Genomic DNA, 14,096 nt, shown 5'->3' with positions numbered 1-14,096 from the left:
AGAAGGACGCGCCTGCGGCGCGTTGAAGTTCAATCCCCTCTGGCCGCGCCGAGGAGCGCAGCTTTTCGCGGATCAGGGCCGCGCGTGTTTGAGCGAAGCGAGTTTGCGCGGACCCCGCGAAAAGCGAGCACCGCAGGTTGCCCGTAGCGAAGCGGAGGGTCGCGGCCAGTGGGGTCGCCTTTTCTTTGGTTACTTTCTTTTGGCGAAGCAAAAGAAAGTGACTCGGCTGCCGGGACGACATCCCGGCTCCGGCCTCAAGCCAACAGCAACGCACGTATTGCCAGGCCGCGTACCTCTACCCTCTCGCACCGCAGCCGCAGCCGAAGGCACTCCATGAAAAACTCCCGCTGGATCCCGTCGCTGCTGTTCGCCCTCCCCATCGCATTCTTCGCCATCTGGGCGGTCGCCGACAACTCGCCTCTCTTCTTCAAGACCCTGCTCAACGGCCTCACGCTGGCCTCCCTCTACTTCCTGGTCGCCAGCGGCTTCACCCTGGTCTTCGGCCTGATGCGCAACGTCAACCTGGCGCACGGCTCCCTCTACCTGATCGGCGCCTACGTCGGCTGGATGGTAGGCGAGCGCACCGGCTCGTGGGTGCTGGCCGTGTTCGCCGGCTTCCTGTCGGCAGCCGTGCTGGGCGTGCTGATGCAGCTGCTGGTGTTCCGCCACATGCAGGGACAGGACCTGCGGCAGACGCTGGTGACCATCGGCCTGTCGATCGTGCTGGCCGACGTTGCGCTGTGGATCTGGGGCGCCGAGATCTACACCTTCGATCCGCCGGCCTGGATCTACGGCTCGACCACGCTGCCGCTGGTCAACAAGTTCCCGACCTACCGGCTGTTCGTGCTGCTGGCCTCGATCGTGATCGGTGTGGGCCTGTGGCTGCTGCTGGCACGCACCCGCATCGGCATGATGATCCGCGCCGGCGTGGACGACCGCGGGATGCTCGCGGCCTCGGGCGTCAACGTGCAGCGCGTGTTCGCCCTGACCTTCGCGATCGGCGCCGGCCTGGCCGGTCTCGCAGGCGTGGTCGGCGGCACGGCCCTGTCGATCTCGCCGGGCGAAGACACGCGCTACCTGCTCGCCTCCCTGGTGGTGGTGATCGTGGGCGGCATGGGCAGCGTGGTGGGCGCCGCCATCGGAGCGTTGCTGATCGGCCTGGCCGAGCAGTTCGGCCAGGCCTACGCGCCGACCTACAGCGTCGTCTTCACCTTCGTGATCATGGTGATCGCGCTGGCCTTCAAGCCGCGCGGGCTGATGGGGAAGGCGTCATGAGCGCAGCCCGGCCGCCCATAGGCGCGAAAGCCCCCCCGGAGGGCCGCGCAGTACACGAAGTGACGAGCGCGGGGGCCCCATGAGCGCGGCGCAGTGGCGGCGGGCGATGAATTCTTCGGCCGCGGCGACCGCGGCGCGGCGGCCGTCGGGCACGGCGCCGCCGCTGCGGCCTGTCGCTGCACCAGGCGGTATCGCGGTGCCGGCCGGCGCAGGCTGGTGGCAGCGCCAGCGCGACAAGCTGCGGGCGATCCGCCCCCGCCACGTCATCGTCATGGCCTTCGTCCTCGCGTACCCGTTCTTCGCATCGCCTTTCTTCACCTTCCAGATCGGCGCCCAGTCGCTGGCCCTCGGACTGATCGCGCTCTCGCTCACCTTTCTCGGCGGCTACGGCGGCATGGTGTCGCTCGCGCAGATGACGGTGGCCGGTTTCGCCGCCTACATGCTGGCCATCTTCGGCACCAGCAGCAACGTGGCGATCAGCCTGGGGTGGCCCTGGTGGCTGGCGCTCCCGATCGCGGTCGGGCTCGCCACGCTGTTCGCCGCGGCAGTGGGCTGGCTTTCGGTGCGCACCGAGGGCATCTACACCATCATGATCACGCTGGCAGTGGGCGTGGCCTTCTTCTACCTGGCGCAGCAGAACTACACCCTCTTCAACGGCTTCCAGGGCTTCAGCCGCATTGCGGCGCCGATGGTTTTCGAGCTCGACCTGCGCGAACCCCTGGCCTTCTACTTCCTGACCCTGGCGTGCGCGCTCGGGGGCTACTTCTTCGTCAAGTACCTGGTGCGCGCTCCCTTCGGCGTGGCGCTGCAGGGCATTCGCGACAACCCGCGCCGCATGTCCGCGCTGGGGTACAACGTGACCGCGCACCGGGTCGCCGCCTACGCCGTGGCAGGCTTTCTCGCAGCGGTGGGCGGGGTGCTGATGGTCTGGTACAACGGCCGCATCTCGCCCGGCACGGTCGGCACCGGCGCGATGATCAACATCCTCATCATCGCCGTGCTCGGCGGCATGAAGCACCCGATCGGCGCCTTCGTCGGCGCGATCGTGTTCGTGCTGCTTCAGAACTTCGCGATCGACCTGGTCGACCGCGAGCGCTTCAACCTCGTCATCGGCGGCGTGTTCCTCGCCATCGTCCTTTTTTCCCCCGACGGGCTGCTGGGCTTGTGGCAGAGCCTGCGCACGCGCCTTGGCGGCCCGTTCACCGCGCGCGGCCTCGGCCGCATTCGTTCATCAATGACAACCAGGAGCGAGACATGAAGACAAGCAGAAGAGTGTTCGGACGCAGCCTCGTGGGCGCCGCCGCGCTGGTCGCGGCGGCCGGTCTGGCGCAGGCGCAGGAGACCCTCAAGGTCGGCTTGCTGGCCTCGCTGGAAGGCCCGTTCGCGGCACCGGGGCAGGACGGCATGCGCGGCGCGGAGCTCGCGCTCAAGCAGAAGAACGGCATGGCCGGCGGCAAGAAGATCGAGTTCGTCAAGGTGTCCTCCGACGCGACGCCCGACAAGGCGGTCAATGCCACGCGCAAGGCGGTGGAGCAGGACAAGGTGCAGGTCATGATCGGCCCGTTGTCGGGCGACGAAGGCATCGCGGTCAAGAACTACGCGAAGACGCAGCCCAACATCACCTTCATCAACGGCTCCTCCGGCGCGCAGGCAGCCACGCTGACCGATCCGGCGCCCAACTTCTACCGCTTCAACACCGAGGGCGCGCAGTGGATGGTGGGCCTGGGCGAGCACGCGCTGTCCAAGGGCTACAAGAAGACCTTCCTGATCGCGGAGGACTACGGCTTCCCCTATTCGCAGGTGCAGGGTTTCATGGCGAGCTACTGCGCCAAGGGCGGCAAGGTGGTCGACAAGGCCTGGGTGCCGCTGGGCACCAAGGACTATGCGTCGGTGATCGCCAAGATCCCGAAGGACGTGGACGCGCTCGTGGTGGTGCTGGGCGGTTCGGACGCGGTGAACTTCCTCACCCAGTACGAGCAAGCCGGCGGCGACAAGCCGATGGTCGGCGGCTCCATCACGGTCGACCAGACGGTGCTCAACTTCAAGGGCAAGCGCCGCGAGTCGCTCCTGGGCACGGCCTCCGCCGGCCCGATGGCCGATTCGATCGACACGCCCGAATGGAAGAAGTTCGTGGCGGACTACAAGGCCAACTTCAAGGACGGCTTCCCCAGCCCCTCGCTGTTCGCGTACCTCTACTACATCAACACCAAGGCCGCGCTCGATGCGCTCGATGCGGTCAAGGGCGACCTGTCGGGCGGCCAGAAGGCGTACCGCGACGCACTGCAGAAGACCAATTTCAACGGCCCCGCCGGCCCCGTGAAGATCGACGCCAACCGCAACGGGGTCGGCACCACGTACATCACCGAGGTGACGAAGGCGCCGGACGGCTCCTTCTACAACAAGGTGGTGAAGTCGGTCCCCGACATCTCGCAGACGCTGGGCTTGCCCGAAGCCGAGTTCAAGAAGATGGGCCTGGGCACGCGCGACGTCCCGGACTGCAGGAAATGACGCCTGCCCAAGCTTCGCCGGCCGGCTTCTAGCGATGGCGACGATCACTCCCCTGCGGCAGCCCGCGCCGCGTCCCAGCAGCAGCAGCAGCACTGGCGGCGGCGCGCAGCTGCTGTCGGGCGACGCGCTGCGCCTGGCGGGAGTGACGCGTGCCTTCGGCGCACTGCGCGCGGTCGACGATGTGTCCCTCACGGTGGCGGCCGGGCAGAAGTACGCGATCCTCGGCTCCAACGGTGCCGGCAAGACGACGCTCTTCAACGCCATCACCGGGGACTTCCCGCCCACGGCCGGCCGCATTCATTTCTTCGGCGAGGACATCACCGCGCTGCCGCCCTGCGAGCGCATCCGCAAGGGGCTGCGCCGCACCTACCAGGCGTCTTTGCTGTTCCGCGACCTGACGGTGCGCGACAACCTCTTCCTCGCGGTGCGCGGCGTCGCGAGCGGCCGCTTCAGCTTCCTGCGGGCCGGCCCGGGGCACGCCTCGACGCAGGCCACGCAAGACCTGCTGGAGCGCACCCGCCTGGCGCATCTCGCCAACGAGCGCGTGGCCAACCTGGCGCACGGCCAGCAGCGCCAGCTCGAGATCGGCATGGCGCTGGCAGGAGCGCCGCGCCTGATCCTGTTCGACGAGCCGGCCGCCGGCCTCTCGCCGGCCGAGCGCCGCGAGCTGGTGGCGCTGCTGCGCTCGCTGCCGGCGCACATGAGCTTCGTCCTGATCGAGCACGATCTCGACATCGCGCTGCGCGTGGTCGACCGCGTCACGGTGATGCACAACGGCCGCACGCTGCGCACCGGGAGTCCCGGGGACATCGAAAACGATGCCGAGGTGCAGGCGATCTACATGGGGAGCCGGCACTGATGGCCTGGTTCGGCAGCACCCCCGACAAGCCGCCGGGCAGCAATGCGCCGGTCCTGGCCATCGACGCACTCGACGTGTTCTACGGCCACGCCCATGCGTTGCAGGGCGTCAGCCTGGTGCTGGAGCGCGGCGTGCTCGGCATCGTGGGGCGCAACGGCATGGGCAAGACCACGCTGTGCAATGCGATCACCGGCCTGGTGCCGGCGCGCGGCAGCATCCGGCTGGCCGGCGAGCAGATCCTGGGCCTCGCGCCGCACGAGATCACGCGGCGCGGCATCGCCTACGTGCCGCAGGGTCGGCGCGTCTGGCCCTCGCTCTCCGTGGACGAGACCTTGCGCCTGGTCGCGAGGCAGCGGCGCGAGGTGGATCGCGTCTACACCCTGTTCCCGCGCCTGGCCGAGCGGCGCGGCCACGGCGGCGCACAGCTCTCGGGCGGCGAGCAGCAGATGCTCGCGATCGGCCGCGCGCTGCTGCTGAACCCGACGCTGCTGGTGATGGACGAGCCCACCGAGGGCCTCGCGCCGGTGATCGTCGACCAGGTGGCGCAGGCGCTGCGCGAGCTCGCGGCAGAGGGCCGCATCTCGGTGCTGCTGATCGAGCAGAACCTCGGCGTCGCGATCGCGGTGGCCGACCGCATCGGCGTGATGGTCAACGGGCGCATCACGCAGCAGATGCCGAGTGCGCAGCTGGCCGGCGACCGCGAGTTGCAGGAGCGCCTGCTGGGCGTGCGCTCGAACGGGCACGACGAGGTGCTTGCGGGGCCCGAAGCCGGCGACGAGCCAGAGGGACCAGCACCGGTGCAAGTCTTCACCGTGCGCCGCGCGCATGGCGAGGGCCCGCCTTCGATGGATGCGCCTGCGCCGCGCATGGTGCGCGGCTTCAATCGCTGGAATGCGGGGGATGCGGCCGCACCCGTGGTCGACATTGCGAGGGCGCCATCGGGCTTGCCGTCAGCCCAGCCCTCTTCCGCCAGCGGGAGAGGCAGTGGGAGCATCGGCGCAGAGGATGCGGGCGCCGACCGCGCCGGCCGGCTGTTCGACTTTCCTGTCGCGACCGGCAGCACCCGTGCAGCGTATATCGCCGGCACCTTCGACACCAAGGCCCGCGAGCTTTTCTTCTTGCGCCAATGCCTGGAGCGGCTCGGCCTGCGCGTGGTCACGGTGGACCTCTCGACCTCCGGCAAGACCTCGCTGGCCAGCGTGCATCCGCGCGAGGTGGCGCGCCACCACCCGCAGGGCGAGGCGGCCGTCTTCAGCGGCGACCGCGGCAGCGCGACGGCCGCCATGGCGCAGGCCTTCGAGGCCTTCGTGGGCACGCGGCGCGACCTCGGCGGGATCATCGCCGCCGGCGGTTCCGGCAATACCTCGATGGCCACGCAAGGCATGCGGGCGCTGCCGATCGGCGTGCCCAAGGTGATGGTCTCGACCATGGCCAGCGGCGACACGCGGCCCTACGTGGGTCCGAGCGACATCTGCATGATGTATTCGGTCACCGACGTGCAGGGCATCCACCGCATCAGCGAGCGCGTGCTGGCCAATGCGGCGCACGCACTGGCAGGGATGATCGCGCACCCGCCCGCCGTGTCGGCCGACAGCAAGCCCGCGCTCGGCCTCACCATGTTCGGCGTGACCACGCCCTGCGTGCAGAGGGTTGCCAAGCGCATGGAGGAGGCCTGCGACTGCCTGGTCTTCCATGCGACCGGCGTCGGCGGCCAGTCGATGGAGAAGCTGGTGGATTCGGGCCTGCTGGCGGGCGTGATCGACGTGACGACCACCGAGATCGCCGACGAGATCGCGGGCGGCGTGCTCTCCGCCGGTCCCACGCGCATGGACGCCTTCGCGCGCCACGCCCTGCCCTACGTGGGCTCCTGCGGCGCGCTGGACATGGTGAACTTCGGCGCCTGGGAGACGGTGCCCGAGCGCTTCAGGGCGCGCAAGCTGTACCGCCACAACCCGACCGTCACGCTGATGCGCACCACGCCCGCCGAGTGCGAGGCGATCGGCGCCTTCATTGCCGCCAAGCTCAACGCGATGCGCGGGCCGCTGCGCTTCCTGATCCCCGAGCGCGGCGTGTCGGCGATCGACCGGCCCGGCGAGCCCTTCCACGATCCCGAGGCCGACCGCGCGCTGTTCTCCGCCATCGAACAGTCGTTCCGGGCCGGGCCCGATCGCAAGCTCCAGCGGCTGCCCCTGCACATCAACGACGAGGCCTTCGCCGATGCGCTGGTCGCGGCATGGCAGGAGATCTCCGTGTCTTCCCCCCACGCGCGACGCGCCTGACGCCCATGCCTTGCATCGCCCGATCCATCCTGCTCGACCGCTTCCGCGCCAAGATCGCCGAGGGCCGCCCGATCATCGGCGGCGGCGCCGGCACCGGCCTCTCGGCCAAGTGCGAAGAGGCCGGCGGCATCGACCTGATCGTGATCTACAACTCGGGCCGCTATCGCATGGCCGGCCGCGGCTCGCTGGCCGGCCTGCTCGCCTACGGCAACGCCAACGAGATCGTCTGCGAAATGGCGCACGAGGTGCTGCCGGTGGTCAAGCACACGCCGGTGCTGGCCGGCGTCAACGGCACCGATCCCTTCATGATCCCCGAGGAGTTCCTGCGGCGACTGGTATCGCTCGGCTTCTCCGGCGTGCAGAACTTCCCCACGGTGGGGCTGATCGACGGCACCTTTCGCGCCAACCTCGAGGAAACCGGCATGGGCTACGGGCTGGAGGTCGAGCTGATCGCGCGCGCCCATGCGATGGACCTGCTGACCACGCCCTACGTGTTCAGCGAAGCCGACGCGCGCGCCATGGCAGCCGCCGGCGCGGACATCATCGTGTGCCACCTGGGCCTCACGACCGGCGGTGCCATCGGCGCCGGCACGGCGCTCACGCTGGACGATTGCGTCGGCCGCATCAACGCCTGGGCGGCAGCCGCGCATGCAGTGAATCCCGGCGCCATCGTGCTGTGCCACGGCGGGCCCATCGCCACGCCGGAGGACGCGCGGCATGTGCTCGCACGCTGCCCCGCGTGCCACGGCTTCTACGGCGCCAGTTCGATGGAACGGCTGCCCACCGAAACGGCGCTGACCGAGACGACGCGGCGCTTCCTGCAGATCACGAGATAAAGAGGAGACGACATCCATGTCCGGCGCTCAATTCGGCAACTTCATCCTGGGGCTGATCGTGGTCGCGATCCTGGTCGCGCTCGCGGTCTGGCTGCTCCACTGGCTCTACCTGCGCAGTTCGAAGGAGCGGGCCTTCGTGCGTACCGGCCTGGGCGGGCAGAAGGTGGTGCTCGACGGCGGCGCCTTCGTGCTGCCCATCGTGCACGACGTGATCCCGGTCAACATGAACACGCTGCGGCTCGAAGTGAGCCGCGGGCGCGACAAGGCGCTCATCACCAAGGACCGCATGCGGGTGGACGTGATCGCCGAGTTCTACGTGCGCGTGGCCGCCCATGCGGAAGCCGTGGCAGCGGCCGCCCAGACCCTGGGCCTGCGCACCATGGAGCCCGAGCAGCTGAAGGAGCTGGTCGAGGGCAAGTTCGTCGACGCGCTGCGCACCGCCGCCGCCGAGATGACGATGGAGGAACTGCACGAGAAGCGCGGCGCCTATGTGAAGCGCGTGCGTGAATCCGTGGCCGAGGACCTGACCAAGAACGGGCTGGAGCTGGAGGCCGCCTCGCTGACGCAGCTCGACCAGACCGGGATGGAGTTCTTCAACCCGAGCAATGCGTTCGACGCCGAGGGCCTGACACGCCTGACCGAGCAGATCGAGCATCGCAAGAAGCAGCGCAACGATGTCGAGCAGGACACGTTGATCGCGATCCGCAACAAGAACCTCGAGGCCGAGAAGCTCTCGCTGGAGATCGACCGCGAGAGCGAGCACGCGCGCCTCACGCAACAGCGCGAGGTGGAGATCGCGCGCGCCCGCCAGCGCGCCGAGCTGGCGACCGAGCGCGCGCGGCGCGAACAGGACGCGGAAGGCGCGCAGATCGCGGCCAAGCAGAGCATCGACGCCGCCCGCATCCGGGCCGAACAGACCATCGAGCAGGAGCGCATCACCAAGGAGCGCACGATCCAGGGCGCCGAGATCGAGCGCCGGCTGTCGCTGGAACTGGCCGAGCAGCAGCGCGCGATCGCGGTGGCACGCGAGAGCAAGGCGCAGAGCGAGGCCCAGGCCGAGGCGGAATCCGCGCGCGCCCAGGCCGTGTCGGCCGAGGAGAAGGTGTTCACCGCGCGCGAGGTGGAGATGGCCGAGCGCAGGAAGGCGATCGAGCTGATCGGCGCGGCCCAGGCCGCCGAGCGCGACGCGCTGCGCCTGACGACCGCCGCGCAGGCGGAGAAGGACGCCAGCGCCGACCGCGGCGCCGCGCTGCGCGCGCAGGCCGAGGCCGATGCCGATGCGGACAAGATCAAGTCGATGGCGATGCGCGTGCGTGCCGAGATCGAGGCCGAGGCGCAACGCATGATGAACGAGGCGCACAACATGCTGTCGGCCGATGCCCGCATGTCGGCCCTGCGGATGAAGCTGGTGGAGAAGGCCGAAGCCATCATCCGCGAATCGGTGCGGCCGATGGAGCGTATCGAGGGCATCAAGATCCTGCACGTGGAGGGGCTGGGCGGAGGCGGTTCGCACGGGGGCGTTCCCAACGGCGATGCGAACGGCGGCTTTGCCGATGGCCTGGTGAATTCCGCGCTGCGCTTCCGCGCGCAGGCGCCGCTGGTGGACCAGCTGCTGCGCGAGATCGGCATCGAGGGCGGCGATATCCAGCGCCTGGTGGGCGACCCCGCGGGCACGCAGGCGGCGCTGCTTTCCGGCGGCGGAAAAAAGAAGGAATGACGGATGGTGCAGGTCTATGTCTCGAGCGTCATCGATGCCAGTGCCGACAACGTGTGGTCGCGCATCCGCGACTTCAACGGCATGCCGCAATGGCACCCGTCGATCGCGGACAGCCGCATCGAGAACGGGCAGCCGCCGGACCGCGTGGGCTGCATCCGGCACTTCCACACGAAGGACGGCGGTGCGATTCGCGAGCGGCTGCTGGCGCTGTCGGACTACGAATACAGCTGCAGCTACGAGATCCTCGAGAGCCCGATGGGGGTGGCGAACTACATCGCCACGCTCAAGCTCACGCCGGTGACCGATGGCGGGCGCTGCTTCGCGGAGTGGAGCGCGGAGTTCGAGTGCGATGAGACCCGCGAGCGCGAACTTGCGGAGTCGATCGGGCAAGGCGTCTTCCAGGCCGGCTTCGAAGCGCTGAAGCGCCATTTCGGGCGCCGCTGAAGATATGCGCCCCCACGCTCATCACTTCGTGTATTCGCTGCCCCCCAAGGGGACGCAGTCCGCCCTTGGGGCGGCCCGGCGGACGGCCTGAAGATATGCGCCCCCACGCTCATCACTTCGTGTATTCGCTGCCCCCCAAGGGGACGCAGTCCGCCCTTGGGGCGGCCCGGCGGACGGCCTGATGCGCCAGCGCGTGGTCCGCTCGACCCTCATCGATGCGCCGATCGAGCGCGTCTGGGCCGTGCTGCGCGACTTCAACAGCCACGACCAGTGGCACGAGGCCGTGGAGACGAGCCGCATCGAGGGCGGCGAGCGCAGCGACCAGGTGGGCTGCGTGCGCAGCTTTACGCTGCGGGACGGCAACCGCATCCGCGAGCAGCTGCTGACGCTTTCGGACCGCGAGCACACGAGCACCTACTGCATCGTCGAGGCGACCGTGCCGCTGCGACGCTACGTGGCCACGGTCACGCTGAAACCCGTGACCGACGGCAACCGCACCTTCTGGCACTGGGAATCGCGCTTCGACACGCCGCCGGGCATGGAGCGCGAGCTGCGCGACATGGTGGCGAAGGGGGTGTACGAAGCGGGCTTCGAAAACCTGCGGCGCTACCTGCACGCGGGCGGCGACCTGCGAGCGCCCGGCGCGACGGAAGCGATGCCGGCCGCCCTGCCCCTCGCCACGCGCCGCGTGGTGGTCGAGCACCATGGCGGACCCGAGATGCTGCGCGCGCAGGAGGGCGAGGCTCCGGCGCCGCGCGCAGGCGAGGTGCGCATCCGGCAGCGCGCGATCGGCGTCAACTTCATCGACATCTACCTGAGGCGCGGTTGGATCCCGTCAACCTTGCCGCTGGTGCCCGGCATGGAGGCCGCCGGCAGCGTGATCGATGTCGGGCCGCAGGTGAGCGGGTTCTTGCCGGGCGATCGCGTGGCGTACCTCGGCCCGGTGCCTGGCGCCTACTGCGGCGTGCGCTGCGTGCCGGCGGACTGGGTGGTGCGCCTGCCCGCGTCGATCGAGGACGAGGCCGCCGCCGCCCTGCTGCTCAAGGGCCTGACCGCCGACTACCTGCTGCACGACCTGGGCCGGGTGCAGCGCGGCACGCGGCTGCTGGTGCACGCGGCGGCCGGCGGCGTGGGCCTGTTGGTCTGTGCCTGGGCGCGCCGGCTCGGTGCGACGGTGCTGGGCACGGTGTCCAGCGATGAGAAGGCGCGCGTCGCACGCGAGCACGGCTGCGAGCATGCGATCGTGACGCGCGACTACCGCTTCGCCGATGCCGTGCAGCGTGCCTGCGGCGGCGCCGACGTGCTGGTCGACGGCCTGGGCGATGCGGCCCGCGACGAGAACCTGGCAGCGCTGGCCCGCCGCGGCCACTGGATCAGCCTCGGCCAGGCCAGCGGCCCGCTGGCGCCGCTGCCGCCCGATGCGCTGGTCGCAAAATCGCTGAGCTTCTCGCGCCCGGTGGTGTTCGATTACGTGGCGAGCCAGGCACAACTGGCCGAACGTGCGCAGCGCGTGTGGGATGCGCTCGCCGACGGCAGCATCCGGCTGCCGCCGATCGAGCGCCATTCACTGGAGGCCGCTGCGCAGGCGCACGCGCGGCTCGAATCGCGCGCCACCCTCGGCGCATTGGTCCTGCTGCCCTGAACACGCCAGAAGGAGCCATTCCCACGTTGCAACGCCGCCATGGCGTCTGCGGGACGGCGCGCTAGGTCAGCGCCGGGTCGGAAGGCGTGTGTTCGCGCCCGTCCGCGCTCGCGAGCAGGCGGGCGGCCGCGCCGGCGGCGACTTCGAGCCGCCGCAGGTCACGCTCGTCCAGCTCGGTCACGCCGCTCATGTTGAATCCGCACAGCATGCCGTAGAGCCTGCCGTCCGCCATCCGGACCGGGACCCCGATGTGCGTGCCCATGCCCTCGAAGACGCGCGGCAGGCCTTGTGCTTCGCGGACGGCGCTGACGTCGCGCACCAGGTTCGGCATGCGCCCGTCGAGGATGCGCTGGCAGATGGTCTGCTCGAGCGGCGCGGAATGGCCGGGCCGGATGTGCGAGGCGTCGTCCTGCGACTCGATGTAGCGGAAGACGCGATGCCCGTTCACGACCTCGCTGACGAAGACCACCTCGAGGTTCAGCAGGTCGCGCACGAGGCCCAGCAATTCGCCGATGGCGCGCTGCACCGACACCTCTCCGGCATGAAAGCGCCCGGCCGCGGTGATGATGCGCAGCTGCTCCACCCAGGCCTCCTGGGCGGGGGCGGGGTCGGTGCGAGCAGGGTCCGGGCAGGTTTCCATTGATGACGATCTCGGGAGTGCGGCCATGGTAAATGCGGACTTGCTCGGACGGGTGTGAAGGACGACGCAAAAATCGGCTCACGCTGCAACTTGTCGCCTCGACGTGATTTCAGTCGTCGGGTATTAGTTCTAGTGCGTGGGCGGGGTGGGGGCTCGCAGCAGGGCCGGTGGCTCAGGCGATCATGAGTTCGAGGTCGGCGGCAAGTTCGGAGGGCGGCGGCATGTCCTCGACGCTTTCCCGCGACAGGCCGGCCGCGCGCCCGATTTCCGATGGCCACGCCTCGAAGTCGCTGGACAGTGCCGGCCCGTTGCTATCCAGCGCCACGCGCCACACGGCCATGTGCACGATGCCGGCCAATGCATCGAAGGGCTGCACGCGCAACGGCCGCGCGAACCCGCCCAGCGCAGTGACGAATTCGTCGGAAAAATTCCAGCGCGAGGCCAGCCTTGCGCTGACATCGCCGAAGTGGTAGCCGAAGGCCTGCTCCTCGGAATCCAGCCGGCCCATGGCATCGATCGGGCAGCTCTTGTTGAGCGGGCCCATTTCATCGGGCATGACGATGCACATGATCAGGTGCCCGATGGCGTGCATGCTGCCCACGGTGAAGGCGAGGTTCGGATCGGCGGCGCGGCTTGCACCGGCCAGGTGGCGGGCGGCGGAGGCGACGCGCAGGCTGTGGCGCCAGAATTTCGGCAGTTCCACATGGGGGACCTTCTTGAAGGTGCCCGTGAGGTTGGCGCTGATGACCAGGGTGCGGATCGAGGAGAGCCCGAGCATCCGGATCGCCTCCTCCATCGTCGAGATCTTCCGGCGCACGCCGTAGAAGGGCGAGTTCGCCAGCCGCAGCATCCTGGCGGTGAGCACCTGGTCGACATCGATCTTGCGCGCCACCTGGGACAAGGTCGCGTTGTCGTTGCTCAGGACTTCGATCAGGTCTCGAACCACCTTGGGGACCGAGGGCAGCGAATGGCTTTCTGCAAACAGCTCGTCCAGGCTTGCGGCGGTCATGTCTCGGTGGGCTCGGGGGCTCGAGTGAATTTGGAGGGGCGCCCATTCTCCTATAGCGCGCGGGGCCTCGGATCAGGTCAAGCCAGGAATGTCTCGCTGCATGTGCGAGCCGTAGGGCCGCGTCACGACGATCAGGATCTTCGCGCCGGCCGCGGTCGCCGCCAGGTAGGCATGCGGCGTCGTGCTGTCGAAGAGCGCGCTGTCGCCGACCTGCATGATGCGGGGTTCGCGGCCCTCGATGTGCAGGGCGAGCGCGCCGGAGAGCACGTAGCAGAACTCCTCGCCCTGGTGGCCCACGAGGCCGCCGGTGTCGCTGAGCTTGCGCGAGTGCACGTCGACCAGCAGCGGCGCCGACTGGGCCGACTCGTCGCCGTGCAGGACTTCGCAACGCTCGCCGCGCACCTGCGTCACGATGCCGCCGCCGGCCTCGGTGAAGCTCATGACCGGCTCGCCCGGTGCGGGCTTCTTCGGTCCGACCAGGTCGACCCAGTCGACCTCGAGCGCGACCATGATGCGCGCCAGCACGCTGAAGGTGGGCGACATCTTGCTGTTCTCGATGCGCGAGAGCGTGGCGCCGGGCACGCCCGACAGCTCGCTCACCTGCGCCAGCGACAGCGCCTTGGCCTCGCGAGCGGCACGGATGCGCAGGCCCAGCTCCTGGATCATGGTCTGGTCGCCACCGGCGCGGCGCCAGGCCTTGCCGTCGTTGGCCGCCACGGCGGGCCCGGGCGGTTTGCGGGCCCGCGTGGCAACGCCCGGCCGCTTCGCTTCGGTTTCTGCTTTTCTCGGCATGTCTTCCTTCTCTCGTGCCGCGCCGTCGGCGGTCGCCTCAGGGAAAGCACGGACTTCAAAAGCGCTTGACTTACCGATCCGTAATAGACACATTA

The 14,096-nt window shown here is 69.3% G+C and carries 12 protein-coding genes and 1 pseudogene; 10 read left to right on the top strand and 3 right to left on the bottom strand.

The features are described from left to right. The first annotated feature begins 333 nt into the window (after positions 1-333). From E5CHR_RS03575 to E5CHR_RS03530, 10 genes and pseudogenes are all read left to right on the top strand, one after another. Complete coding sequence (locus E5CHR_RS03575) at positions 334-1,275, top strand: branched-chain amino acid ABC transporter permease (RefSeq protein ID WP_162578407.1); 942 nt, start codon at positions 334-336, stop codon at positions 1,273-1,275. Positions 1,276-1,381: 106 nt separating this feature from the next. Then, positions 1,382-2,533, top strand: a complete 1,152-nt coding sequence (locus tag E5CHR_RS03570; protein ID WP_197893837.1) for a branched-chain amino acid ABC transporter permease — start codon at positions 1,382-1,384, stop codon at positions 2,531-2,533. Then, the gene (locus E5CHR_RS03565; RefSeq protein WP_162578406.1) at positions 2,530-3,783 is read left to right on the top strand and encodes an ABC transporter substrate-binding protein; all 1,254 of its coding nucleotides are present in this window, start codon (positions 2,530-2,532) and stop codon (positions 3,781-3,783) included. Before E5CHR_RS03570 ends, E5CHR_RS03565 begins: the two co-directional genes overlap by 4 nt. Before the next feature lie 34 nt (positions 3,784-3,817). Continuing rightward, entirely contained in the window at positions 3,818-4,642 is an 825-nt protein-coding gene (locus E5CHR_RS03560; protein ID WP_162578405.1) for an ABC transporter ATP-binding protein, read from the top strand. After that, positions 4,642-5,139 (top strand): annotated as a pseudogene (locus E5CHR_RS32045) (ABC transporter ATP-binding protein); the annotation flags it as partial. The gene E5CHR_RS03560 and the pseudogene E5CHR_RS32045, both read left to right, overlap by 1 nt. Positions 5,140-5,673: 534 nt before the next feature. After that, positions 5,674-6,921 carry a Tm-1-like ATP-binding domain-containing protein gene (locus E5CHR_RS32040; RefSeq protein ID WP_332061342.1) on the top strand — a complete coding sequence of 416 codons (1,248 nt, stop codon included), beginning with the start codon at positions 5,674-5,676 and terminating at the stop codon, positions 6,919-6,921. A gap of 5 nt (positions 6,922-6,926) precedes the next feature. Beyond that, complete coding sequence (locus E5CHR_RS03545) at positions 6,927-7,757, top strand: phosphoenolpyruvate hydrolase family protein (RefSeq protein WP_162578403.1); 831 nt, start codon at positions 6,927-6,929, stop codon at positions 7,755-7,757. A 16-nt stretch (positions 7,758-7,773) separates the two neighbouring features. Beyond that, a complete protein-coding gene (locus E5CHR_RS03540; RefSeq protein ID WP_162578402.1) occupies positions 7,774-9,474 on the top strand; it encodes a flotillin family protein in 1,701 nt (566 codons plus the stop codon). A gap of 3 nt (positions 9,475-9,477) precedes the next feature. Then, entirely contained in the window at positions 9,478-9,918 is a 441-nt protein-coding gene (locus tag E5CHR_RS03535) for an SRPBCC family protein (protein WP_162578401.1), read from the top strand. Positions 9,919-10,099: 181 nt separating this feature from the next. Continuing rightward, on the top strand, positions 10,100-11,560 hold the full coding sequence (locus E5CHR_RS03530) for an SRPBCC family protein (RefSeq protein ID WP_162578400.1): 1,461 nt from the start codon (positions 10,100-10,102) through the stop codon (positions 11,558-11,560). Between the two features lie 61 nt (positions 11,561-11,621). Here E5CHR_RS03530 and E5CHR_RS03525 read toward each other — a convergent pair whose 3' ends face one another. The 3 genes from E5CHR_RS03525 to E5CHR_RS03515 form a co-directional block, all read right to left on the bottom strand. Beyond that, positions 11,622-12,200 carry a GAF domain-containing protein gene (locus tag E5CHR_RS03525; protein WP_162578399.1) on the bottom strand — a complete coding sequence of 193 codons (579 nt, stop codon included), beginning with the start codon at positions 12,198-12,200 and terminating at the stop codon, positions 11,622-11,624. Between the two features lie 172 nt (positions 12,201-12,372). Further along, positions 12,373-13,209 (bottom strand): HDOD domain-containing protein, encoded by an 837-nt coding sequence (locus tag E5CHR_RS03520; protein ID WP_162578398.1) that lies wholly within the window; start codon positions 13,207-13,209, stop codon positions 12,373-12,375. Positions 13,210-13,281: 72 nt separating this feature from the next. Continuing rightward, complete coding sequence (locus E5CHR_RS03515; protein ID WP_162578397.1) at positions 13,282-14,001, bottom strand: helix-turn-helix domain-containing protein; 720 nt, start codon at positions 13,999-14,001, stop codon at positions 13,282-13,284. Positions 14,002-14,096 lie beyond the last annotated feature (95 nt).

It is taken from the genome of Variovorax sp. PBS-H4 (assembly GCF_901827205.1).
In the GTDB taxonomy this organism is placed as follows: Bacteria; Pseudomonadota; Gammaproteobacteria; order Burkholderiales; family Burkholderiaceae_C; genus Variovorax.
This window is presented reverse-complemented; position numbering and strand designations above follow the sequence as displayed.

What these genes read in the sequence shown, in the direction of transcription:
- E5CHR_RS03575 (WP_162578407.1), top strand. Translation starts at nt 334, where the DNA reads ATGAAAAACTCCCGCTGGATCCCGTCGCTGCTGTTCGCCCTCCCCATC.
- E5CHR_RS03570 (WP_197893837.1), top strand. Translation starts at nt 1,382, where the DNA reads ATGAATTCTTCGGCCGCGGCGACCGCGGCGCGGCGGCCGTCGGGCACG.
- E5CHR_RS03565 (WP_162578406.1), top strand. Translation starts at nt 2,530, where the DNA reads ATGAAGACAAGCAGAAGAGTGTTCGGACGCAGCCTCGTGGGCGCCGCC.
- E5CHR_RS03560 (WP_162578405.1), top strand. Translation starts at nt 3,818, where the DNA reads ATGGCGACGATCACTCCCCTGCGGCAGCCCGCGCCGCGTCCCAGCAGC.
- E5CHR_RS03545 (WP_162578403.1), top strand. Translation starts at nt 6,927, where the DNA reads ATGCCTTGCATCGCCCGATCCATCCTGCTCGACCGCTTCCGCGCCAAG.
- E5CHR_RS03540 (WP_162578402.1), top strand. Translation starts at nt 7,774, where the DNA reads ATGTCCGGCGCTCAATTCGGCAACTTCATCCTGGGGCTGATCGTGGTC.
- E5CHR_RS03535 (WP_162578401.1), top strand. Translation starts at nt 9,478, where the DNA reads ATGGTGCAGGTCTATGTCTCGAGCGTCATCGATGCCAGTGCCGACAAC.
- E5CHR_RS03530 (WP_162578400.1), top strand. Translation starts at nt 10,100, where the DNA reads ATGCGCCAGCGCGTGGTCCGCTCGACCCTCATCGATGCGCCGATCGAG.
- E5CHR_RS03525 (WP_162578399.1), bottom strand. Translation starts at nt 12,200, where the DNA reads ATGGAAACCTGCCCGGACCCTGCTCGCACCGACCCCGCCCCCGCCCAG.
- E5CHR_RS03520 (WP_162578398.1), bottom strand. Translation starts at nt 13,209, where the DNA reads ATGACCGCCGCAAGCCTGGACGAGCTGTTTGCAGAAAGCCATTCGCTG.
- E5CHR_RS03515 (WP_162578397.1), bottom strand. Translation starts at nt 14,001, where the DNA reads ATGCCGAGAAAAGCAGAAACCGAAGCGAAGCGGCCGGGCGTTGCCACG.